General features: G+C 59.9%; 19 protein-coding genes. 4 read left to right on the top strand and 15 right to left on the bottom strand.

Features of this window, described 5'->3' with window-relative positions; translation table 11 throughout:
• Positions 1 to 184 precede the first annotated feature (184 nt).
• The 7 genes from ABIE13_RS11555 to ABIE13_RS11525 all read right to left on the bottom strand — a co-directional run bounded on the left by ABIE13_RS11555 (position 185) and on the right by ABIE13_RS11525 (position 8,237).
• On the bottom strand, positions 185 to 943 hold the full coding sequence (locus ABIE13_RS11555; protein ID WP_354443475.1) for an SDR family NAD(P)-dependent oxidoreductase: 759 nt from the start codon (positions 941 to 943) through the stop codon (positions 185 to 187).
• A 9-nt stretch (positions 944 to 952) separates the two neighbouring features.
• Complete coding sequence (locus ABIE13_RS11550; RefSeq protein ID WP_354443473.1) at positions 953 to 1,486, bottom strand: L-2-amino-thiazoline-4-carboxylic acid hydrolase; 534 nt, start codon at positions 1,484 to 1,486, stop codon at positions 953 to 955.
• A gap of 20 nt (positions 1,487 to 1,506) precedes the next feature.
• On the bottom strand, positions 1,507 to 3,183 hold the full coding sequence (locus ABIE13_RS11545) for a thiamine pyrophosphate-dependent enzyme (RefSeq protein ID WP_354443471.1): 1,677 nt from the start codon (positions 3,181 to 3,183) through the stop codon (positions 1,507 to 1,509).
• A gap of 213 nt (positions 3,184 to 3,396) precedes the next feature.
• Positions 3,397 to 4,830, bottom strand: coding sequence for an aldehyde dehydrogenase family protein (locus ABIE13_RS11540; protein WP_354443469.1), 1,434 nt, complete (start codon positions 4,828 to 4,830; stop codon positions 3,397 to 3,399).
• Between the two features lie 313 nt (positions 4,831 to 5,143).
• Complete coding sequence (locus tag ABIE13_RS11535; protein WP_354443467.1) at positions 5,144 to 6,034, bottom strand: NmrA family NAD(P)-binding protein; 891 nt, start codon at positions 6,032 to 6,034, stop codon at positions 5,144 to 5,146.
• Positions 6,031 to 7,011 (bottom strand): Bug family tripartite tricarboxylate transporter substrate binding protein, encoded by a 981-nt coding sequence (locus ABIE13_RS11530; RefSeq protein WP_354443465.1) that lies wholly within the window; start codon positions 7,009 to 7,011, stop codon positions 6,031 to 6,033. Before ABIE13_RS11530 ends, ABIE13_RS11535 begins: the two co-directional genes overlap by 4 nt.
• A 17-nt stretch (positions 7,012 to 7,028) precedes the next feature.
• A complete protein-coding gene (locus ABIE13_RS11525) occupies positions 7,029 to 8,237 on the bottom strand; it encodes a hypothetical protein (RefSeq protein ID WP_354443463.1) in 1,209 nt (402 codons plus the stop codon).
• A 558-nt stretch (positions 8,238 to 8,795) separates the two neighbouring features.
• Here ABIE13_RS11525 and infA point away from each other — a divergent pair.
• The gene (infA, locus tag ABIE13_RS11520) at positions 8,796 to 9,050 is read left to right on the top strand and encodes a translation initiation factor IF-1 (protein ID WP_028603828.1); all 255 of its coding nucleotides are present in this window, start codon (positions 8,796 to 8,798) and stop codon (positions 9,048 to 9,050) included.
• 133 nt (positions 9,051 to 9,183) lie between these two features.
• Here the strand turns inward: infA and ABIE13_RS11515 are convergent, their stop codons facing one another.
• Positions 9,184 to 10,260, bottom strand: a complete 1,077-nt coding sequence (locus ABIE13_RS11515) for a 3-deoxy-7-phosphoheptulonate synthase (RefSeq protein ID WP_354443461.1) — start codon at positions 10,258 to 10,260, stop codon at positions 9,184 to 9,186.
• Positions 10,261 to 10,397: 137 nt separating this feature from the next.
• Positions 10,398 to 10,985, bottom strand: a complete 588-nt coding sequence (locus tag ABIE13_RS11510; protein ID WP_354443706.1) for an NnrU family protein — start codon at positions 10,983 to 10,985, stop codon at positions 10,398 to 10,400.
• 316 nt (positions 10,986 to 11,301) lie between these two features.
• Between ABIE13_RS11510 and ABIE13_RS11505 the strand changes: the two genes are divergently transcribed.
• The gene (locus tag ABIE13_RS11505; protein WP_354443459.1) at positions 11,302 to 11,661 is read left to right on the top strand and encodes a hypothetical protein; all 360 of its coding nucleotides are present in this window, start codon (positions 11,302 to 11,304) and stop codon (positions 11,659 to 11,661) included.
• Between the two features lie 440 nt (positions 11,662 to 12,101).
• Positions 12,102 to 12,299: a CopG family transcriptional regulator gene (locus ABIE13_RS11500; RefSeq protein WP_354443457.1), complete on the top strand. Its 198-nt coding sequence runs from the start codon at positions 12,102 to 12,104 to the stop codon at positions 12,297 to 12,299.
• A gap of 108 nt (positions 12,300 to 12,407) precedes the next feature.
• Here the strand turns inward: ABIE13_RS11500 and ABIE13_RS11495 are convergent, their stop codons facing one another.
• On the bottom strand, positions 12,408 to 13,337 hold the full coding sequence (locus tag ABIE13_RS11495) for an alpha/beta fold hydrolase (RefSeq protein ID WP_354443455.1): 930 nt from the start codon (positions 13,335 to 13,337) through the stop codon (positions 12,408 to 12,410).
• Positions 13,338 to 13,443: 106 nt separating this feature from the next.
• On the opposite strand from ABIE13_RS11495, the gene ABIE13_RS11490 reads away from it, so the two are divergent.
• Positions 13,444 to 14,958 carry a glycine betaine ABC transporter substrate-binding protein gene (locus ABIE13_RS11490; RefSeq protein ID WP_354443453.1) on the top strand — a complete coding sequence of 505 codons (1,515 nt, stop codon included), beginning with the start codon at positions 13,444 to 13,446 and terminating at the stop codon, positions 14,956 to 14,958.
• A gap of 51 nt (positions 14,959 to 15,009) precedes the next feature.
• Here ABIE13_RS11490 and ABIE13_RS11485 read toward each other — a convergent pair whose 3' ends face one another.
• From ABIE13_RS11485 to ABIE13_RS11465, 5 genes are all read right to left on the bottom strand, one after another.
• Positions 15,010 to 15,987, bottom strand: a complete 978-nt coding sequence (locus tag ABIE13_RS11485) for a Bug family tripartite tricarboxylate transporter substrate binding protein (protein WP_354443452.1) — start codon at positions 15,985 to 15,987, stop codon at positions 15,010 to 15,012.
• 45 nt (positions 15,988 to 16,032) lie between these two features.
• Positions 16,033 to 17,355: an arylsulfatase gene (locus ABIE13_RS11480; protein WP_354443450.1), complete on the bottom strand. Its 1,323-nt coding sequence runs from the start codon at positions 17,353 to 17,355 to the stop codon at positions 16,033 to 16,035.
• Between the two features lie 131 nt (positions 17,356 to 17,486).
• Positions 17,487 to 18,404 carry a LysR family transcriptional regulator gene (locus ABIE13_RS11475; protein ID WP_354443448.1) on the bottom strand — a complete coding sequence of 306 codons (918 nt, stop codon included), beginning with the start codon at positions 18,402 to 18,404 and terminating at the stop codon, positions 17,487 to 17,489.
• Between the two features lie 53 nt (positions 18,405 to 18,457).
• Complete coding sequence (locus tag ABIE13_RS11470) at positions 18,458 to 19,486, bottom strand: LysR family transcriptional regulator (RefSeq protein ID WP_354443446.1); 1,029 nt, start codon at positions 19,484 to 19,486, stop codon at positions 18,458 to 18,460.
• Positions 19,487 to 19,673: 187 nt separating this feature from the next.
• Complete coding sequence (locus tag ABIE13_RS11465; protein ID WP_354443445.1) at positions 19,674 to 20,576, bottom strand: LysR substrate-binding domain-containing protein; 903 nt, start codon at positions 20,574 to 20,576, stop codon at positions 19,674 to 19,676.
• Positions 20,577 to 20,723 lie beyond the last annotated feature (147 nt).

The following is a 20,723-nucleotide window of genomic DNA, read 5'->3' as shown; positions in this document are numbered from 1 at the left end:
GCAGCACCGGCTCAGTTAGAACTGTTCTGGATTCTTGAAAGCCACGCAGGTGGAGTTGTTATTCCCCGGGGCTGCCAAGCTCCAGCTTGGCACCTTCCTGAGCTCCGCAAACGCCGCCATGCCGAGCAGGAGCTCGGCGGTCCCAGCGAACAGCCGAGGACTCAGGCTTCAGACACAGTCCAATTCAATGCGCCAACCAACCTCCATCCATAGCGATGGTGCTACCTGTCATATAGCTCGCATGCGACGAGCAGGCGAACAAGACAGCGCCCGCCATTTCCTCTGGGCGACTGGCACGTCCCATGGGAATGCGCTTCAAGAAGTCAGCGAGCGCCTGTGGATTGGCGAGCAAGCCAGCGGTCAGGCCAGACTCGGTTACACCAGGGGCGAGCATATTGACGCGCACGCCACGCGGGGCGAGTTCAATGGCCAATGATTGGGTCACGTTGTGCACGGCCGCTTTGGAAGCAGCATAGGCGACAGACCGGGGCTTTCCAAGAAAGGACAGTGTGGAGCCCACGTTCAAAATGGTGCCGCGAGTCTCCAGCACATGAGGCACGAAGGCCGAGATCATGTTGTGCAAACCATTCAAGTTGACGTTGATGACGCGGTCCCAGACGGCATCCGCTTCTTCCGTGCCCACATCCGCTTTGCCATCGGTGCCCGCATTGTTGATCAGGTGCTGCACGGCGCCCGCTTCTGACATTACCTTGGCAGCCAGCGCCTTGCACCCCGCCCGGTTTGTTATGTCCAACTCGTGCACGAGGGGGGCAGCACCTCCCTTGGCCTTGATTTCTGCTGCGGTGGCGGCCAGTTGCTCGGCCGAGCGGTCGACCAGCACCAAGCGCGCGCCCGCTTCCGCAAAAGCAAGCGCTAGAGCGCGACCGATGCCACTGGCTGCACCCGTGACCAGCACGAGTTCGTTGTCATAGCGAATTTGCATAGCGACCTTTTATGTTTTAGGTTGTATGTGCAAGTGGCAGCAGCCCTGGCCACCGGGTGCCCAGGTATCGTTTCTGATGGCAAAGCCAGCGCCTTCAAACAGGCCTACATCGCCACCTCCGGCAATCCGAAGCAGCACCTGCATGCGCTCCGGCGAGAGCTTGGCTTCTTCGTAGGCTTCCTTAATGGGGCAGGTATGGAACTTCAGATCCAGCTTGCCTGCGTCGCATTGCGTCTCGATTTCAAAGAGTCCACCATGGTCGGGAAGAAAATCGATGAAGCGATCACGCAACGCGGTCATGTTGCTCGGGGCGCAGTCTGAGAAAAAGCGTTTGCCTGCTCCCTCGCTGCGCTTGTGCATGACACGCCGGAGCAGCGCTTCAGCGCGCTGCAGGCCCATCTCGGGTTCCAGCTCATCCAGAAGCGCGGCCATCAGCATGGCGCGGCTCTTGAGCAGGTTCTTCACCTGATTGCGCAAATCAGCTACCGCGGGATCGACGGCATTTGTTTTGGCTTGATCTGCTGGGGCTTGATCTGGCTGCATGGATACTCCGATGTCGAACTTCAATTTTTCAGCAAGTTGGCGATAGGGTCCGCCGGTTCCGGCGAAGGCCTTTTGAAAATGCTGTTGTAGCCAATGAGATGCCAGGCGCTGGGCATAGGGCCCACGCGAACTTCCAGCAGGCTCGGCCCACCCCGCGAGAGCGCGCCGCGCAGGGCCGTCTCCATCTCCGCTGCAGACGACACCGTCGCCGACGGAATACCGAACGCATCCGCGAGTTTGGGGAAGTCCGGGTTGCACAGCTCAACGCCTACTGTGTGGCCAAAGGTTTGCTGTTGCAGCAAGCGCACGTTGCCAAAATGCCCGTCATTGAAAACGATCACCACCATGTTCAGGCCATAGCGGCGCGCCGTCGCCAGCTCCTGCATGCCCCACCCGAACCCACCATCGCCGGTGATGCACACCACGGCGCGATCGGGCATGGCGGCTGCCACTCCCAGCGCGGTAGGGAAGCCAAAACCCAGTGTGCCCTGGTAGCCGGGCGTGATCAGGGTTCTGGGTTGGTGCACTGGGTAGGCCACGGTAGAGAGGTAGCCCACCTGCGTCAGTTCGTTGATGAGAAAGCCATTGTCCGGAATGGCGCGGCGCAATGCCTGCACATACGAATACTGCGGCTCTACTTCACGGATCTGCTGCGCAGCCCATTGGCGCGCCGCTTCAACCATATGGGCGCGTGAAATGCCGCTTGCAGGCAAGGCACGTGTGAGCGCTTCCAATCCGAGGCGAGCATCTGCTTGTATCAACAGACCAGGCTTGCGCGGAGGCGCTGCCGCCTCCGCTTCCACGTTCAGATAAATAAACTGTGTGTCTGGAGAAGTCCACTGCGGCGCAGGCGCCATTCGATTCATGAAGCGGCTGCCCACCACCAGCACCACATCCGCATGGCGAATCACCGCACGCCCCGCCACGGAGGTCACGGCCATGGGGTGTTGATCAGAGATCGCCCCACGGCTGGTCTCTGCCATGATCACAGGTGCCTGCAATCGCGAAGCCAGATCTTCCAGCGCGGCAGACGCATCCGCCGCCAGCACGCCGCCGCCAGCATGAATGACCGGGAACTTCGCTGCAGCCAGTACGGCCGCTGCGGCTTCGATCTGGGAGGCATCGGGCGCGAGCCGGCCATCGGTGTTTTGTGGCGGCTCAACCAGTTCCACTTCGGCGGCAGTGCTCAGCACATCGTGTGGAATTTCAATACCCACAGGTTGCGGGCGACCGCTGAGGATCTTTGAAACTGCTTCGCGCACCAGCGCCGGTACCTGGCTGGGCGTTGTCGCCATGCCATGCCATTTGGTCACGCTGCCTATCAGCTCAGACTGGCCCTTGATCTCATGCAGCATGCCGTAACCCGCACCAATGGTGGTGGAGTGGATCTGCCCCGTGATCGACAGCAAGGGCGATGAGCAGGCATAGGCCGTAGACAGCCCCGCCATCGCGTTCGTAAGCCCCGGCCCCGGCACGGTCATGCACACACCGATCCGGCCACTGGCGCGCGCATAGCCATCCGCCATATAGCTCGTGGTCTGTTCGTGCCTGGGAATCAGCAAACGAAAAGCATCACCCATCTCGCGAATACCGTCGACCGCCCAATCCAGCTGAACCCCGGGTACCAGGAAGATGTCTTTCAGGCCTTCCAGCGCCAACTGCTTGGCCAGTGCCTGCCCACCTGTCATTTTTGACATATCAAAATTCCTTACTCTCGTTTTCTTTCTTCATGACACCAGCCGCTTGTTTAAGGACAATCCCTTTCCCTCAGCGCCTCGGTATCTACATGTCTTCCGTTGTTCCTTCTCGTCATCCCCGCGCAGGCGAGGATCCAGGGGCACTGGAGAGACCGCACTGGATCCCCGCCTGCGCGGGGATGACGGGGAGCGAGATGTGAGCGTCAAGCGTTCCTATGACTTCTGCATACTGATGACGTGAGGCCGTGTGACCGATTTCAAGCCCTCCACCCCAAACTCCACGCCCCAGCCTGAACGCTTGCTTCCACCGAACGGCACCAGGGGGTGAATCACCCCATGCTGATTGATCCACACCGTGCCCGCTTGCAAGCGCATGGCCACCGCGCGCGCCTGTTCGGCATCGCGCGACCAAACCGACGCACCCAACCCCACGTCCAGGCGATTGGCTTTGGCCACCACATCGTCCACGTCCGTATAGCGAATGATGGGTAGCACCGGCCCAAACTGCTCTTCATCAACCAGTGGGTTGCCGTCCTTGATATCCGTCACCAGCGTCAGTGGATAAAAGTTGCCGGGCCCCTCTGAGGGCTGGCCACCGCAAACGATGGTCGCACCCGCAGAACGCGCTGCCTCCACCAGCCTGGCCACCTTATCGAACTGCATCCGGTTCTGAATGGGTCCCATGGCGGTGCCCGGCAACATGCCATCGCCCATGGGCATGGCCCCGGCCAGCTTGGCCAGCGCGGCAACGATCTGATCATGCAGGGAGTCCGGTACATACAGCCGCTTCACGCAGGCGCAGGTCTGCCCCATGTTCAGAAACGCTCCCCAGAACAGCCCCATGGCAATCGACTCGGGGTCTGCGTCAGGCAACACGATGGCGGCGTCGTTGCCGCCCAGTTCCAGCGTAGTCGGCGTGAGGTTGCGCGCCGCTGCAGCGGCCACCTTGGAACCGGTGGAAGCCGATCCGGTGAACATGATCTTGCCTATCCGCGGATCGTCGGAGAGCCAGCCCCCCACGTCGCCAAAGCCGCTGACCGTATTGAGCACCCCGGGAGGCAAGACTTCCGCGATGAGCCTGAACAACTCCAGCGAACAGGCGCTGGTGTATTCGGAAGGCTTGATGACGACCGTGTTGCCCATGCGCAAAGAGGGCACGATCTGCCACATCGCAATCAGCAACGGCCAGTTCCAGGGGGCGATCGCCGCCACCACGCCATACGGTTGGCGATGCACTTCATCGCGCCGCTGTTCGTTCTCGAACACGACTTCCACAGGCACGTCGATCGCCGCCGTAGCGCGTGTCCAGCCTTCGCAGCCCATGAGCTCGAAGCGCGAGCCCGGAACAGAGCCTCGGCCATCACCACCCAACGGTTTGCCCTGCTCACGCGTGACCCATTCCGCAAGCGGTTCAGCATGGGCTTTGATGGCATCGGCGATCTTGATCAGATAAGCACGGCGCTGCGCGTCAGTCAGTGCTGCCCAGGCGGGTTGAGCCTTCTGTGCGGTGGCTATCGCCTGATCCACTTCTTCGCGGCTGCTGCAAGCGACCTTGGCGATCACCTCACCTGTGGCTGGATTAAGTGAATCAAAAGTCTTGCCGGCTGCCACGGGCTGGCCGTTCACGGTGTTCAGGAATGTCTGCATCACTTGCCTCTTTTCGTTTTCGATCGTTATCGACCTTCTATGACTTCATTTCCGTTCGGTTTGAGGTTCTGTGGTTCTTGTCAAACGACAACTATCCTTTGAGCTGGAAACCACCGTTCGGGCTGAGCTTGTCGAAGCCTTGCGAAACGCCACTTCGACAGGCTCAGGACAGGCTTCGACAAGCTCAGCCCGAACGGTTGAGAGGTCTTCATCCAAAAAACCGAAGTGGAGCGTTGTTCGACCAACTCGCCTTTCGCCGCCTTAGCGGTCCCTGAACTCTCGGGGCGAACGGCTGACACCACACAGCACCGCATCATCCTGCCCCGTTCAACCTGGAGCACACTCCGCCCAAATAGTCCTGAACCGTCCGTGGCGTTCTCCCCAGCACGTTCTGAAAATCAGAGCTGACCCGCTCTCCCGCGCCCTCACGCAATAGAGTGAGCACTTCTGTCTGATGCCTTATGGTGAAGTCATCAGCGCCGCTTGCCCGGGCTCTGGCCATCGCGTCGTTGACCTCGAGCGGTTTGTAGTGAATGGGCTTGCCAAGCATCTGCACCAGAAGGTCTGCGATCTCTTGGCCGCCCAGGGCTTCGGGGCCAGTGACTTCTATCGTCTGCGCAGTGGAGCTGGCTGCCATCGCGTGCGCGCATGCAGCTGCGATGTCTCTCATGTCTGCAAACGCCACGCGGGCCGGACCTATCCCCAGAGAGAAGGTGTCGCCGTTTGACAACTCTGTGCCTATCCGCCCCAGTATTCCCTGTAGAAAGGCATTGGGCCGGACGCAAATACATTCAGGGCCACCCGATTTCTGCACCGCACGCATGGCGGCCTCGACTTGAGCGTGGGCGGCACCGACGGTGGTCATGCTCCCCTCGACCATGGTCCATGCCGAGCCAGAAAGTTTGACAATGCGCCGCACACCCGCGTCAGCGGCAGCCCGCACAGCGTGGCTTTGCCAAGCCGCCATCTCCGGATGAACCGGGGAGGAGATGAAGATCACTTCCATCCCCTGCATGGCAGCCCCAATCGATGCTGGCGAATCAAATTCGCCAATGATCGGCACCACCTCCGAAGGCCACATGGACGCTGCCCGCTGGGCATCACGTACCAGGCCCGCGAGTGGTAAGCCGCGACCCGACAGCTCACGCACTACCAGGCTGCCTATGCGCCCCGTCGCGCCGAGAACAAGATAGCGCGGGCTCATTCCAGCACGAGATTGAGTCGTTTCACCACCGGGCTCCAGATCTTCATCTCGTCCGAGATCTTTTGCGAAAACTTCTCAGCCGAGCCACCTGCCGGCGTATTGCCCGTGCCGCGCAAAAACTTGTCGACGGAGTCTATGGCCAGGGTTTTCTGAAACTCGTTGTTCAGGCGTGTCACCACTTCTGCAGGCATGCCTGCCGGACCGAAGATGCCAATATACCCTTCGCTTTCGATGCCCGAGACGCCTTGTTCGGTAATGGTGGGCACATCAGGCATGGCCGCATTGCGTGTGTGCGAAGCGACCCCGATGGGCTTGACTTGCTTGGTGCTGATCGCCGAGATCGCCGTTCCGAAACCGTCGAACATGATGGGCACCTGGCCCCCAATGAGATCCTGGCCAGCTTGTGCACTGCCTTTATAGGGCACATGCGTCATGTTGATGCCGGTCTTTTGTGAGAACAGCTCGCCCAGCAGATGCGCTGTAGACCCCGTGCCAATGGAGGCGTAACTGAGTTTGCCGGGGTTGGCCTTGCCATAAGCCACCAGCTCTTGCACGTTGTTGAAGGGTTGCGCAGAGTTCGCAATCAACACGACACCGGAGCCCACAATCTGAAAGATAGGGGTGAACTTGGAGGCATCGTAGGACAGCTTGGGCCGCAGAAGCGGGTTTTGCACATGGGTCAGGATGTTGGTCAGCAGCAGCGTGTATCCATCCGGTGCAGCGCGTTGCACCTCCAGCGCGCCAATCCCGGTGTTGGCTCCCGGCTTGGTGTCAATGATGACCGGCACGCCCATGGATTCTGACAAATGTGTTCCCAACCTGCGGCCGATCACCTCGGCCTGTCCACCTGGGCTGAAGGGCACCACGATACGTATGGGCTTGCCCGGCGTGGGGTACGTCTGGGCATGGGCCTGCAACGAAATGCCAGCGGCCAGAGCCGCAAGCGAGATGGCGAAGGCGCGTCGAGTAGATAGCATCGTGGGCTCCAGGGTAGTTAGGGACGAAGACTTTCGAGAGGAATCTGGCGGCCTCGCTCAATCAGCAGCTGGCCTTCAACTTCGAGGGTGGCGTTGCTCCATGTCAACCACCGATGAAAACTGGACCGGAAGTGGCCACCAGACAACAGGTTGTCGCCCAGAATCAGGCGAGTCACACCGGCGCCAAAACCGTAGTGCGGCAGAAAAGAGCTGCCGGGGACCGGGGTAAGAAGGGGGTTGCAGCCAACAATGATTTCCCCCAACACGTCCTTGTCGCCAGATTCGCCAGCCCAGGCCTGATCCAGCGCCCTCTGGTCTCCTTCTGTCTGGACCGACACCACCCGTCCGTTGCGAAACTCAAACGCCAATCCGGCCTTTGCAAACGGCTGGACATCAAACCCGCGCCCCAACGCCATGGCTTCACCGTCCGTGCGGTTCGGAAATACCACCCTTCCATGCGCGCTCTGAGGGTCGGGAATAAATCGGAAGCTCCCTACAGGCACCTCCTCTTCGCGGTCGCGCCCGCTGCTGAACCTGGCCATGCGTTCACGCGAGGCGTCGCCATAGTTGGTGTGGAAATGCAGACCCGCGCGAAAGCGCAGATCGGTGCCTGCCTCGTCTGTAAGCCGCAGTTCACGGCCTCGGACCATCTCGGCCATCCGCTCCATCATGCGACGCATCCAGCTGTAGTCGAGTTCGATGATGGCTTTCTCGTTGACCCGGTCATGCAACAGATTCACCGGGTGAGCGGGGTCCGGGTAGCGAGGGTCCTGAAACCAGTGCAAATGGGCTGATCGGACGCCTTTGCAATCATTGACGACCTCGTCAGATTGGGAAGTTGACACCGTTCGATACGCCCGGCGCCTGTCGTTCATGAGCAATAAGAACACGTCGGCGCATGAAAACAGCTGCTTCATGGCCTGCGTTTCCGCCTTGTCCATCTCGCTATCCGGATGGCGCCCGCTGGCCAGTCGCATCCCGCCCACGGCTGGAGACCAATGCAGGATGCTGGCCAGCTCGATGGCTCGGGCCCGCTGGATCTCACAGCGCATCGCTTCCAGCGCAGCGCCTCCGTAATAAGGGTCAGCGGAAATGATCACCCGCTCGCCCGGCTGTATGGCCAGGATGCGCCGTACCACCGTCTCGGCAATAGCCTCCCAACGAATGGTGTGCGTGGGCGTCAGGCCTTGATGCTCGGGCAGCGGAAAGGGATCGAAAACCGTCATTTGGATGCGCCCTTCAAGAATCGTGGAGTCCGATATTTGAAATAAGTTGTCCGATATTAGGTCAATAACTTCCGAGCAGCAATAGGTAATTGCTCGGTAACGAGCCGTCTGGACAAAAGTGATCCGCAGGAAGCGTCCATTCCAACTGCTGATGGATGCGCTTGCGCGAGGGGGTGAGGCGCCAACCTTCTCTGCTGGTGTTGACGCGGGCGCGAAGGAGGCGCACAGTTACATCACCCAGTCACCTGCCGCAATGGCCGACTGGTAATTTCATATTGTGGAAGTGCAAAAAATGCAATCCCACAGTAAAATGCTAAGTTAGCTAAAAAAGGGCGGGCGGCGCCCAAAAGGGTAAGCTAATCAAAGCTTGCAAGACGCACAAGCACCCAGTTAGGGTGCACGTCACCTGAGCGCTGCCGTTGGGCCTTGTACAGAGGCCGCAGTGTAGTTTTTCCGCGCTGCTTGCCATCTTCTGCCTCGTCCTTTTATGGCCATTACCTGCGCACCCTCTCCATGCGCTCGCGATGGCCTTCAAGTTCGAAGCATCAGGAGTCGCGTATGGCAAAGGAAGAACTGATTGAAATGCAGGGCGTTGTGAATGAGGTGCTGCCCGACACCCGCTTTCGTGTCACGCTGGACAATGGGCATGAGTTGATTGCCTATTCAGCCGGCAAGATGCGCAAGAACCACATCCGCATTCTGGCTGGAGACCGTGTCTCGCTGGAATTGTCTCCCTACGACTTGAGCAAGGGCCGGATCAACTTCCGTCACCTCAACGGTCGTGGTCCCATGCCTCCGCGGGGACCCAGGTAAGCGTTTTACGCTTACTTTTCACTGTTTTGGCAGTTCCCTGAAGACCGGTCACCGGCCATTCAGGAAACGACGAGACAGTAAGGCGCTATCTTGACGCTAGCCATCCGCCAAGGATGGGCTTATGGCTTTGCGTTCAGCCGCCGCGCCGGCTGCGCACCGCATCTGCCAATCCTCGCAGCACGGGTACCGTTTGCTCGAAGCTGATGCAGGCATCGGTAATCGACACGCCAGGCTTCAAGGGCTGGCCTGCCACGATATCCTGGCGACCTTCTTCCAGGTGGCTCTCTATCATCAAGCCCGTAATCCGATGATCACCGGCCGCGATTTGCCTGGCTACGTCTTCTGCCACCACAATCTGACGCGCATGCTGTTTGGATGAGTTGGCATGCGAGACATCGATCATGACCTGTTCGCGCAGACCGGACGCTTTGAGTAGCGCGCAGGCGGCTTCCACATCGGCGTTGGCGTAATTGGGCACTTTGCCCCCACGCAGGATCACGTGGCAATCGTCGTTGCCGCGTGTTTCGAATATGGCGCTCAGGCCCATCTTGGTCATGCCCATGAACGCGTGCGGTGAACGCGCGGCCACTATGGCGTCAGCCGCCACCTTGACCCCCCCGTCTGTGCCATTCTTGAACCCCACCGGGCATGAGAGGCCACTCGCCAATTGGCGATGGCTCTGGCTTTCCGTCGTACGTGCGCCAATGGCGCCCCAGCTCACCAGATCACTGATGAACTGGGGGCTCAGCAGATCCAGGAACTCGCAGCCCACAGGCAACCCTACGTTCAGCACATCCAGCAGCAGCCTGCGGGCCACCCGAAGCCCTTCATTGATGGCGAAACTGCCATCCAGATGCGGGTCGTTGATGTAGCCCTTCCATCCGACCGTGGTGCGTGGTTTCTCGAAATAGACCCGCATGACGATGAGCAATTCATTGGACAGGGCGTCTGCCTCGGACTTCAAGCGGCGGGCGTACTCCATGGCCTGATCGTGATCGTGGATGGAGCACGGACCCACGACGACGATCAAGCGGTCATCCGCCCCATGCAGAACACGCGAGATGGCTGCACGGCTTTCTTCCACCAGCGCCTGGGCTGCCTCAGGTGCGGGCAAATCTTCCAGCAGGAGGGCTGGGGTGATCAGCGGGCGTACCGCGCCAATCCGGGTGTCGTCAATGCGTGTAGTGTCGTGGGTCGATTCGGGGTTCATCCCCGAATTATCGGTCGTCCGCTCTTGTTGACAGTCTCAAGCCATTTCAAGCCATTGCCGGCCATCCGCGCCGCTCGTTGAAAGGGGTTTGTGCCCACGGAAAACGGCAGCGACCCAATAGGCTCTGGCGGACCCACTTAAAGCGTACGACCCATGGGCGCAATGCCGATCAGTGCGGCGTGCAACCAGAAGGCGAACGCGGCCCAAGCCACGGCGCCCACCAGGATGGTCAGTACGGTTGCGGTCAAGGTGCCTGGGGGGTACACCGTGCCCTGGGCTCGATCGCGCTGGCGTGCAGCCCGAAAATTCAAGACAGCCCAAAGCAGAAATGAACCGAACAGGATCAAATCGGCCAGCTTGCCTGTCGCCAGCAAATGGCCGAAGGCCCAGAGCTTGACTCCCAGCACCATGGGGTGGTGCATTTTGGCTTTCAGGTGGTTGCGCGGAATATAGGCCGCAGCCAGAAAAATGAAGGCCAGCAGTGTGAACAGCGAGTTCGCATGTTTCATACCCATGGGGGGCGACCACACCATCACTGGTTGCTGCCGCGCCATCCCATACCCCCAGATGATCATCACAAAGCCGATCACCGAGATCACGGAGTAGACGGCTTTCCATGTCAGGGGCCCCATGCTGCTCACGGTACGTGATCGCCAGCCCTCCGCAAAGATGCGAACCGAATGAACGCCGAGGAACAGGACCAGGCCCAGAACGAGGATCAACATGGTGCAAGGCCCCGCCGCGTTAGCGGTCTGTGGGGCATAGGTGGGAATGCGGATCATTATGCAGTGCCCTGGTGGCAAATGGGCGCTCTTAAGGGTGAGAAGGCATATGGCGCCATTGCTTCAGTGAATCGATCCCTGTCACCTCCTCAAGCGCGTCACCACGTGTGGATTCAGGGGGCTGGTTACAGCCTGCATAAAACCGATACAAGTGCAGTGGTATTGTTATTTCATTAACATATGAATCGCATCAAAAACACATACAGTGATGATGCAAGTGCATTCGCACCTTAAAGACATCAACCCACCAATCATTCAAATGGCTACGATCAAGCAATCTCTCGACGAACTGATGGCCCTCGACGGCGCAATGTGCGCAGCCATCGTCGATTCCACCAGCGGCATGATCCTGGGCTCCATCGGGTCAGGCATTGACATGGAAATTGCTGCTGCGGGTAATACCGAAGTGATGCGTTCCAAAGTCAAGACCATGAGAGCACTTGGCTTGAACGACGTGATCGACGACATCCTCATCACACTCGGAAAGCAGTACCACGTGCTTCGCCCGAGCTCGAGAAAAGAAGGCATCTTCATCTACACCGTGCTGGACAAGGGCCGCTCCAACCTGGCCATGGCACGTCGCAAGGTGCAAGATGTTGATAAAGAACTGAATTTCTGAGTTGCCCATGCGCGCAGAGATGCCTGGATGCATCTCTGCGCGACCTATTTTCTTATGCTGCGGCCTTTAGAGCCGTAGCTGGCACTCACATCGAATACGGCTTGAATAAGGCCGTTGCTTTCCGCGCAGCTTGTTTGAAAACATGATGTTTATCAAACATTTGCACCATCGGCCCAAACACTTCGTCCGGCCTGCATTGGCGGGGTTGGGAGTGCTTTTTTTTGCGGTACCATGCGGCTACTTCGGTTGGCGCGTAGAGTGCAATCGACTTAAGGGTTACCTGCAAAACCGCTCGCGGCGCCGGAATGTTGCCCTCGCGCGGCCTGCGGCGTTGAACTTTTGCCAATAGCGCCCGCTATTGACTGCAAACCTTGCCTGCAGCCCACCCCGACGCCCGCACCCGACTTCCGCGATAGGTTTCGCAGAGAATCCCTAGCTACATGACCAATTTAGAGCAAAAAACTGCCCGTTTGACGGTGTTGATCGATCCTGCCAAGAAGCGAGCCTTCGAATCGCTTTGCGCGGCGCAGGACGTCACACCGTCGCAGGTCGTGCGCAAACTGATCCGGGAGTACCTGCATCAACACGGCGTCCCATGGACCCCGCAGCCTGAAGACGACCGGGAAGACAATTCCTGAGCTGCTGGTGCTGAACTTCTGACGGCACCAAGAGGCTCCAGACCGCATATTCGTTGAGAGGCCCCCTGGGACCGCCGAGCTCCTGCTCGGCATCTTCGTGCTCCCCCCTCAACTGGCCCTACTACCGCCCCGCGCTTTCCAGTTCGCAATCTGGGTCCGCAGCGCCGCGACCAGCGCCAGCGGCTCATCCAGCATGATGTGATGCCGTGCGTTGGGAATTTCCACCACCGGTAGCACGCCGCCAAACGTCTCATAGCAGAACTGGCGCATACGATCATCCAGCCGTGAACTCAATGCACCCCACATCAGCGCCACAGGGCACTGCATCGTCAGCAGGTCTTGCACGAAATCGCGTGGCCGCGGTTGCGAGAGCGCGGGGGGATCGAACTTCCAGCGCCATCCACCGGCCTCTGGCTTGATCGAATGTTCGGCAATGTGCTGAAGATAAAACCCGCAGCTGACCTCCTGCTCGGGCAGGACCTTGTAGCGCGCCAGGGCGCTTTCCCGTGTTGGATAAATCTTGGGAACCGGGTTGGACCTCACGAAAGGCGAGGGGCCGCTGTCTTTGGGCTCATAGGGGGGTGAGTCCAGCACGATAAGGCCAGCCATCCTGTCGCCATAGGCTTTGGCCACCATGATGGAGACAAACCCGCCCAGGCTGTGTCCAACCACAAGGGGCTTTTGGCGAGGCGCCAGAGCATCAGCCACGGCCATGATCTGCCGGGCACAGCGTTCCCGGTCGTAGAGACCACTGTGTGCACTGTCGCCCATGCCCGGCAAGTCCGTCGCGATGACGTGATGATCTGCAGCCAGAAGCGGGGCAATGAAGCGCCACCATTCTGCGTTGGCCGCATTGCCATGAATGAGCACGATGGGTGGCCTGGCTTGATCGCCCCAGGCGATGTAGTGAATGGCGCAGCCCTCCACGTCTATGAAACCCTCCCGGCTGGGCATGGCGCGTGCAGCCCGAGCCCATTCGGGCATGTCTTCTTTGTTGATTGACGCAACTTCCATCACATCCATATTAACTGCTGGCATACGACTTGGCTGTCACCTACGCACGCCGCCTTGCCTGATATCCGCGAGACGTCCAGAGATGGCCGGCCCCGGGCAGGCCGCTCTCGGCGGGCCGGATAATGGTCTCATGCACTGTCGAACGCTATTCGCCGCATGCATTGCCTTCTGCTTTGCTTTTCTTGCTTTGACGCCGCTGCAAGCAGCGGAGCGCGTGACTGTGGGTTCGAAGCGGTTCACAGAGAGCTACATCCTTGGTGAGGTGATCGCACAAGCTGCTCGTCAGACTGGCGCTAGCAGCGCTCATCGGCAGGGCATGGGCAATGGCGCCGTGGTGCTGGAGGCTTTGAAGACGGGGGCGATTGACCTCTACCCGGAATACCTGGGAACCGTTGAGCGGGAAATTCTCAAACTGCCCACGGGCTCTCCCACGGATGTCGTGCAAGCCAGGTTGCGTGAGATGGGCCTCCAAATGGGCGTGCCCTTGGGCTTCTCCAATAGCTATGCGCTGGCCACCACATCCACCATCGCTCGCTCGCACGGACTGCGTACGGTGGCCGACCTGCGCGCACAACCCTCGCTGCGCGTGGCCGTTTCGCAAGAATTTTTGGGGCGCGAAGATGGCTGGCCAGGTCTGTCCAGCCGCTATGGCTTGCCGCAGCGGCCCACCGCCATCGATCATGGTCTTTCATACCAGGCTTTGGCCTCGAGCCGTATCGATGTGACGGACATCTACACCACAGATGCAAAGATCTCCGAACTCGGGCTGGTCACGCTGGAAGACAACGAAGCCTACTTTCCCCGCTACGACGCGGTGCTGCTGTATCGCGCAGACTTGCCTAGTAGAGCGCCATTGGCGTGGAAGCGCATCACCGAGCTTCAAGGCAAGATCAATGTCTCTCGCATGATAGAGATGAACGCCGAAGCGGAGCTAAAGGGAAGAAGCTTTGCGGATATTGCCGCCAACTTTCTGAGCGGGACCAGTGCCAAGCCGTCAGCTTCAGAGCACCGCAGGTCCTTATGGGCTGCGACCTTCGGGAACGATTTCTGGCGTTTGACGCGCGAGCATCTGGCGTTGGTGGGCGCTGCTGTTTTCATCGCTCTGTTGATTGGGGTTCCGCTAGGGTCTATCGCTGCCGCCAGGGAATCGCTGGGGCACGGCATTCTTGGGGTGGTGGGGGTGCTTCAAACCATTCCCTCGCTTGCCCTGCTCGCAGCACTGATACCTCTGCTCGGTCGTATAGGAACCATACCTGCCATCGTCGCGCTCAGCGTCTACGCCTTGCTTCCAATCGTGCGCAACACCGCTACCGGGCTCCTTGAAGTACGCAAGGGAACGCGCGAAGCGGGTATGGCCTTGGGCATGACACCTTGGCAGATTTGGCGGCTCGTGCGCTTGCCGCTGGCTATGCCCATCTTGGCTGCCGGCGTGAAGACTGCAACCGTGATGACCGTTGGTACGGCCACCATTGCGGCGTTCATCGGCGCGGGGGGCTATGGTGAACGCATCGCACAAGGCTTGGCGCTCAACGATGGCACCACCTTGTTGGCTGGCGCTATTCCTTCAGCCGCTCTGGCCCTGATCTTTCAAGCCTTTTTTGAGATCGCTGAACGCATCATGCTTGCTCGCTATCGGCAAGCTTGAGACCATGGGCACGTTTCCAGCTCTCGCGGCAGTGCTGACTGTTTGCATGCTTCAATTGAGGTCCAGCTTCAAGGACTTGGCGAGGTCTCTCCATTTGCGTGTGTCGGATTCAATGAACTGCTGCGTGTCTGTCGCACTGCCCTTGCCCGCAACCGATCCGCTGGCCACCAGCGCGGACTTAAGCTCAGCTGAGGAAGTGATCTCATTGACCCAGGTGTTGAGCTGTTGTATTTGCGCGGTTGGTGTGCCTTTTGGCGCAGCGACTACGTACCACTGCGCAGCGTCGTAGTTTTTCAGTCCAGCCTCTTTCATGGTTGGCACATCAGGGAGACTCTCAATGCGGTAGCTGGTCGTGACCGCGTAGGCCTTGAGTTTGCCGGACTTGATGTGCTGCAGCACCGGTGTCACGCCAAGCATGCCCAGTGGGATCTGCGCGCCCACTACGTCGGCCACTGCTTGGCCGCCGCCTTTGTACGGCACGTGCGTCATGGCAGTCGCTGCGCTCACGTTGAAGAGCTCTCCAGCCAGGTGCTGCGACGTACCGCTGCCTGAACTCGCATAGCTCCACGCGGCCGGGCTCTTTTTCATGGCTTGAATCAGGTCATACACCTGGGCCGGTGGGTTCGGCACGCCACTTACCAGCACCATCGGCCCCTGAGCCAGTGTTGCGATGGCCACCAGTTCCTTGCCAACCTCTGGCGGCTGCGTCGCGTACAGCACTGGGCCGGGTACGCTGATGAGCGTGTAGCCGTCCGGTGCCGCCTTGGCCGCTGTCTGTAACGCGATGACGCCTGATGCGCCGGGCCGATTCTCAACTACCACGGGTTGCCCGGTCTTCTCGCCGAGCTTGCGCGCAGCGATGCGTGTGAGCACGTCGAGGGTGCCTCCGGGTGCAAAACCAACGATCCATGTGATGGGCTTGGTGTTGGGCCAGGCGCCAGGGTCACCAGCAGCGAGCACTGTGGAAGGCAGGCACAGCGTCGCAGTCACGGCGAGAAGCGCACGGCGATGAAGGAATGGAGTGGGCATTCGAGAATCCTGGGGAGAAGAATGGATGAGCTGCGGCGACGGTGCTCAGTCGGGCTTGCCTGGAGGCGTATTGGGAAACTGCTCGCAGCTTCTGTTGAAAGCCTGCACCATGCGGAGCATGGGGCCGAGCACCCAGGTGTTGAAGATTGATATATCGGTCTCCTCCTTGGGGTCGCGTGTGAGGTTGAAAAGGTAGGGCGACTCGAGCTTGCCCTTGCCCTCATTGACCTCTGGCTCCCAGTAGAAGTGCAATTTCCAATCACGCCACTTCACCGCACGAAGGTCGTTCTTGATGTAGAACAGAAATCCCTCTCGCGCCGACTTCTCCTGCTCGCCAAACAGGAAAGCGCGTTGATCTACGCCATCGATAGGTCGATCATCTGGCAGGGGTGCGCCCGCGACGCACGCCAGAGTGGTGAAAAGGTCGGTCACGTGCACCAGTTCGTTGCTGATGCGGCCTGCATCAATTCGTCCGGGCCAGCGTGCGATGAAGGGTACCCGCAGGCTGCCTTCCATTGCCGTGTGGTACGTACCGCGCCATGGGCCCGCTGTACCGCGGTACGGGGTGCGGAACTCCGGGCCGTTGTCGCTGCAGAAGATGAACAGGGTGTCGTCCGCGATGCCGAGCCGCTCTGCCTCGTCAACGATCTGGCCTACACGGTGGTCCATCTCGACCATCGAGTCCGCGAAGTCACCCGCACCGCTGCGTCCGGCGAAATCAGGATGCGGCAGCGTCGGAAAGTGCAGGTGCACCAGCGGTAGGTACAGGAAGAATGGCTTGCTCGCCGCGTGGTTGCGCTGCATGAAGGCCTGCGAGTGCTCTACCAGTTCGGCATCAATGCCGCGACGGCTTTCCAGGTCGTAGACCTTCACAATCTCCGAGGGCTCGCCGCGACGCCCACGCATGATGTGGGGGATTTCGGCCACAGAAGGGTCGAACCCGATGGTCGAGGTGAACTGGCTTTCGTCGGTGGTGCGCGGAATGCCGTACCACTCGTCGAAGCCCCGATCCGAAGGGTAGCGGCCCTCGATATCTCCGAGATGCCATTTGCCGAAATGCGCCGTGGCGTAGCCCTGCGCTGACAGCAATTCGGCGAGCGTCACTTCCCAGCGGGTGAGCCCTTGCGGCAGGCCGGGCGGTACGGATTGCAGGCAACCTGTGCGTATGGGATGCCGCCCGCTCATGAGCGCAGAGCGGGTCGGCACGCAGTCGCTTTCGACATTGAAGTTCTGCAACAGAAGGCCCTGGCGGGCCAGTGCGTCGATGCGCGGCGTGGGCGCACCGCGTAGCGCGCCGCCACCATAGCAGCCGAGTTCGCCCCAGCCGAGGTTGTCGGCGACGATGAGGACGATATTGGGTGGGTTCACGGACGGTTCTCTATGAAGCTGTGGGTTGCTTCAATCTAGCGTCATCGGCGCCAGATTCCATTCCTCTCGATGAAAGATTCGATAACCCGCAGGAATGTCAAGCGGCGCATCGTTAGGCTGTCTCGTGTGGATCAGCGTGTGATCGCCCCAGAGATGGGCGTGCGATCTGCCAGCATCTGATCGCGGAAGGCCGTCATGAGCGGCGACCATCTGGACTGCCGCCGGGTCAGCAACACCAGCGTGCGCCGCAACTCGAGCAGCGGCACGGGGAGCGTGGCGACGCGGCCACGCCAGGCGCGCATTACCGAGTTCGGAACCAGGCCAATCATGTCCGTGTTGGCAATCATGCCCATCGCCGCTTCGGACATGTACTCAACCTCCAGCGTGACGCGTGGCGCTGGCACACCGGCCTGTTCGAAGATCTGCGTCACCAGGCGGCGTGCGGCACTCTGGCGGTTCGCCATGACCCAGGCGAAATCGGTGAGGTCGTCCAAGCTCAATGCAGCCCGCCGTGTGAGCGGATGGTCAGAGCGTGCCGCGAGGCGCGCGGTGTCTTGGCTCAAGGCGAGCTGATCGCAGCTGAAAGAGATACCGGGATAAGACGGCACAACGGCGACGTCGAGCTCTGCCTTCTCCACCGCTTCATTGAGTGCATCGGACTTGCCAATCACCATCGTCACGCGCAGGCCTGGCCGATGCCGCACCATGTTGGCGAGTACGCGCACGGCGGGGCCGTCACTTGCCGCGTTAGTGAGGCCGACGCGCAGCAACCCCGCGTACTGTGCCCGCAATTCAGACGCAGAACACAACAGCTCGGCGTGACCAGCGTCGAAGCGACGGGCCGCCTCAAGGAACAGTTCGCCCTCGGCGGTAAGCCGCGCTCCGTGCGCGCCACGATCGAACAGGTGCACGCCGGTAGCTACCTCCAATCGTCGAATCGCTTTCGAGACCGCAGGTTGGGTCACGCCAGCGGCCTCGGCCGCACGCCCGACGTGCCCCTGGCGGGCCACTTCGATGAAATACGCGATGTCGGCAGGAGAGAAGCTCATTCAAGCGAGTTTGCACCAAAACGCATCGCTGAGGCTTCAAACTGGCCCTTCCATCAAGGCGTTACAGCGACCAGGGTCCCGCGCTCGAAGTCGGCCCATTGAAAATCCTTGCGCGATAGCGTGACTGCGGCGGGTGCCGGGCGCTGAAGACCTTGTGATGCAGTGCTCGTGGGTTTGTTCGCCAGCCGATCTGCAAAGAGCGAGATCGCCCAGTCCGCGAACGCACGAACGCGCGGGTTCGTGCGCCGGCTCAAGGGATACACCAGATGAATTGGCAGTATTGGGTGCGACCACTCAGGCAGCACCTGCACGAGTGAGCCGTCTGCCAGGAACGGGGCGGCTTGAATGTTGGAAATCTGAGTGATCCCCAGGCCGGCCAGCACGGCGGAAGTGAGGGCGTTGCTTTCGTTCACAGCCAACTGATAGCGCCCGGAGAGTTCCAGGTGCTCAGGGCCCTTGACGAACTCATGGGGGAACACGCGGCCGGTGCTGGACGAGAAGAAGTTGATCGTGCGGTGTCCGTCTGTTTCCAGATCATGGGGGTGGGCAGGCGTGCCGTGGCGTTGCAAATAGCCAGGTGCTGCCACGGTGACGAACGACACATTGCCAACCCTGCGCGCCACCAGAGATTGATCGACGAGTCTGCCGACACGCACCACACAGTCGACGTTGTCGGCGATCAGGTCCACCGGTCGGTCGCTGACCCCCAGGTCAAGCTGAATGTCCGGATGCCGGGCAAAGAACTTGGGCAGCTCAGGTATGACCAGCAGCCTGGCCATGGAAGCTCCTACGTCTACGCGCAATCTTCCGCTGAGCGCGGCGTTGGCTTGGGTCATACTGGATTCGAAATCATCCAGTTCGGTGAGCAAATTCAGCGTGCGCTCGTAGTAAGCCGCTCCTTCGGGAGTCACCGTCACGCTTCGCGTGGTTCGGTTCAACAGGCGGACCTTCAACCGGGATTCCAAGTGCTGGATTTGCTTGGTCAAGCTGCTTTTAGGCAGGGACAGGAGATCGGCTGCTTTTGTAAAGCTACCGGACTCCACGACGCGAATAAAGCTGCGGATGGAAGAAATCTGATCCATGTGTCGATCAAGTTCGGACGATATGGGGGAATACCCGCACATGTAGAGAGCAATCGCCCGCAATCGTTCCGCTGGCGCCCGACAAGTTGAGCTTGTCAATGCAACAAGTCGTATGGCGCCTCGCCGGTGGCGTGCCTTCCAATGGCCCGGCCAAGGGCGGCCAAGGCCATGGACCGTCGATGCGTTTTCAAGCTTCGAGCGGCGCCTTGGCCAGCATCTCGACCACGTGGTCCACAAAGCAGGTGATTCGCGCGGATAGGGCGGTGTTACGGTAATAGACCGCGTTGATGGGCTGACGCACATCCAGCGTGTGCTTGGGAAACAGCTGTACGAGGCTGTCGCTCGCACGGTCCTCGCGTGTCATGAAGTCCGACAGGCACACCATCCCCAATCCGGCCAGGGCCATATGGCGCAAGGTCTCCCCGCTGGAAGACCCCATAGTCGGCTTTATATGCAGGGGGTTGCCGTCGGATAGGCGCAAAGGCCAGTCGTTCAGCGTCTCGGGCTGTGTAAAGCCCAGCAAAACGTGCTGCGCAAGCTGCTCAGGTGTAGCTGGTGTTCCATGGCGCTGTAGGTATTTGGGACTGGCCAGTACCCGCAGGCGGCTGCTGCCAATGGGGCGGGCGTGGAGGGTGGAATCTTTCAGTGCACCAATGCGAAAGGCAACATCTGTGCGCTTTTCAATCAAGTCAATAAAACCTTCGTTTGAAATCAGCTCCAGCTCCACTTCAGGGTAGCGCTCGCGAAAACCAGCCAGCAGCGGCACCAGCATGTGCAGCATGAAGGGCGTGGAAGCATCTACTCTCAGCAAGCCGGCAGGGCGACTGCGCCGGGCGGCCATCTGCTCTTCTGCTGCATTGACCGAGGCCAGAATGGCACGGGCCTGTTGAAGAAAGGCGCTGCCTTCCTCAGTCAGTTCCAGCCGCCGCGTTGTACGGCGCAGCAACGTGGTTTGCAGCTTCTCTTCCAAACGCCCCAGTGTTCGGCTGGTCGCGGAAACCGTCAGGCCGAGAACCTCTGCCGCGCCGGTGATGGAGGAGGAGTCCACCACCGCCACAAAAGCCTGCATCTCATCCAGAGTCGTTTTCATTGTTGAATTTTAATCAAGAGAATATGCCAGATTTTGGGCTTAATTTGCAATAGTTATTGCAGCACACTCCAGTCCTTCACTCAGTCCTTCAGAGATAGGAAGGGTCTGCTCCCAGTGGATTGAAGGCCCGTCGTTGTAGGCATGAAG

The sequence above is a fragment of the Ottowia thiooxydans genome (assembly GCF_040548795.1).
Taxonomy (GTDB): domain Bacteria; phylum Pseudomonadota; class Gammaproteobacteria; order Burkholderiales; family Burkholderiaceae_C; genus Ottowia; species Ottowia thiooxydans_A.
This window is presented reverse-complemented; position numbering and strand designations above follow the sequence as displayed.